At 71.9% G+C, this 1934-nt stretch carries 3 protein-coding genes and 1 pseudogene; 2 read left to right on the forward strand and 2 right to left on the reverse strand.

Features of this window, described 5'->3' with window-relative positions; translation table 11 throughout:
* Both PPSIR1_RS41335 and PPSIR1_RS41340 read right to left on the reverse strand, forming a co-directional pair.
* A partial coding sequence (locus PPSIR1_RS41335; RefSeq protein WP_006977311.1) for a hypothetical protein occupies positions 1–461 on the reverse strand: 461 nt, incomplete at its 3' end.
* 1 nt (position 462) lies between these two features.
* Positions 463–864, reverse strand: a complete 402-nt coding sequence (locus PPSIR1_RS41340; RefSeq protein ID WP_006977312.1) for a hypothetical protein — start codon at positions 862–864, stop codon at positions 463–465.
* Between the two features lie 237 nt (positions 865–1101).
* Between PPSIR1_RS41340 and PPSIR1_RS41345 the strand changes: the two genes are divergently transcribed.
* Together PPSIR1_RS41345 and PPSIR1_RS41350 are read left to right on the forward strand one after the other, a co-directional pair.
* Positions 1102–1620: an RNA polymerase sigma factor gene (locus tag PPSIR1_RS41345; protein WP_006977313.1), complete on the forward strand. Its 519-nt coding sequence runs from the start codon at positions 1102–1104 to the stop codon at positions 1618–1620.
* Positions 1617–1934: pseudogene (locus PPSIR1_RS41350) on the forward strand (hypothetical protein); the annotation flags it as partial. The gene PPSIR1_RS41345 and the pseudogene PPSIR1_RS41350, both read left to right, overlap by 4 nt.

Genomic DNA, 1934 nt, shown 5'->3' on the forward strand with positions numbered 1-1934 from the left:
AGCACGCCCGTCGCCCCGAGGGGCTCGAGCACGTCGCGCTCGGCGGTCAGGAAGGCGATGGCGCTGGGGCTGGGGCGACGCTGGCGGAGCACCGCCCACGCGCCCGCGACCAGCTGCCCGCCGGGGACGTCGCCGCGCCACGCCCAGCCCGCGACCTGAGCCAGGTGCCAGGCGCCGCGCCAGCGACCCAGGGGGATCAGCACGTAGCGGGTGAGGTGCCAGGGGAAGAGCAGCAGCACGATCACCGCGAGGGGGATCGCGCTGGCCAGGTTGCCGCGGCCGAGCGAGAGCGCACACAGGGCGCCGACGAAGCTCAGGATCAGCGCCAGGACCACGGACCACAGCCCGCGGGCCCATTCCTTCGGCGGAATGTGGGGAGACACGCCGACCTGCTCCCAGCGGTGCAGGATGGTCGGGAGCAGCAGGCAGATGGTGGCGAAGACGAGGGGGAGCAGGGACATGTCAGCGCCTCCAACCGAGGGCGCGCAGGGCCGCGAAGCCCGAAGCGCGCGGTGAGGGGGTCGGCGGATCGAAGTCTGGATCGCCGCTGGGCTCGAGGCCCGGAGCAAGATCGGCGGCGAGCTGCACGGGCGCCGCGTCCGAGGAGACCCACAGCTCGTGGTAGAGGCGCCGCTGGGGATCTCGCAGCTGGGCCATGGCCTCGCGCACGCTGTCGGCGTCCCGGGGGCGATCTCCCCGAGGCGTCGGGTAGCGATCGGCCCCGGCCAGGCCGACCTCCAACATCGCCATCAACTTCTGCCCCGCGCGCTCGACCTCTGCGCGGCTGCAGTCGGGGTCGAGCTCGAGGATCAGGAAGGGGTTGTCGAGCAGAGCGGTCGCGGGAGAGCTTTCGGCGCAGGTCATGGAGTCGGCTGTCTCGTCGACGCGCTGGGCTGGGAAAAGTTCCTGGAGTGGAAGAAATGGCTGAAAAAGTCGTGGCCAGGGGCTTCCCCGGGTGTTCTCGGGAGGGTTTCGGGCCCACATGTGCGCGATAGCGCACTGGCACGGGCTGGCTGTGGGCCCCGTTCCCTGGTTCTGGCAAAAAAACGGGTGACACTCCCGGGGCGCCCCGGTGTTGCAGCCCCCGGACGCCCGAGCCTCATGGCAATCGACGTCGAAGCCACCTACCGACGCTACGGGCCCATGGTCCTCCGCCGCTGCCGCGCCATGCTCCACGACGAACAACAGGCCACCGACGCCATGCAAGACGTGTTCGTCCAGCTACTGCGCAACCACGAGCGGCTCGAGGATCGCGGGCTCTCGAGTCTCCTCTACCGCATGGCCACGAACGTGTGTCTCAACAAGATCCGCAGCCGCAAGCGCCGGCCCGAGGACGCCCAGACCGAGCTGCTCGGGCGGATCGCGGCGGCCTCGGACAGCAGCGACGAGTCCCGGGCAGCCGCTCGCGCGATGCTCGACCGCGTGCTCGGGCGCGAGCCGGTGTCGACCGGGACCATCGCCGTGCTCCACTTCCACGACGGCATGACCCTCCAGGAGGTCGCCGACACCGTCGGTCTCTCGGTCTCCGGGGTCCGCAAGCGCCTGCGCAAGCTCAAGGCCAGCCTCGAGGCCCTCGAGAGCCAGGACATGCGCGCCGCCGGGGCGGGAGGGCTGCGGTGAGCTCCTCGTCCAAGCGTCCGCCCGCGCTGCTCGTCGAGCGCCTCGCCCTCGGGGAGCTCGACGCCGAGACGGCCGCGCGCGTCCGGGCCGAGCTCGAGGCCGCCGGCGAGGATCCGGACCAGGTCCTGGCTGCGCTGCGCGAGTCCGACGCGGAGATCCTCGCGGACTACCCGTCCGAGCGCGTGAGCCGAGATGTGCGTCGCCGCCTCGACGCCCTCGATGAGCCCGAGCCGGCCAAGTCAACTGGGGCTGGGTGCTCGCGCCGGGCGGCGTGGCCGTGGTCGCGGCGGTGCTCCTGGCCGTGTGGATGGGTG

The organism is Plesiocystis pacifica SIR-1, assembly GCF_000170895.1.
GTDB lineage: Bacteria > Myxococcota_A > Polyangia > Nannocystales > Nannocystaceae > Plesiocystis > Plesiocystis pacifica.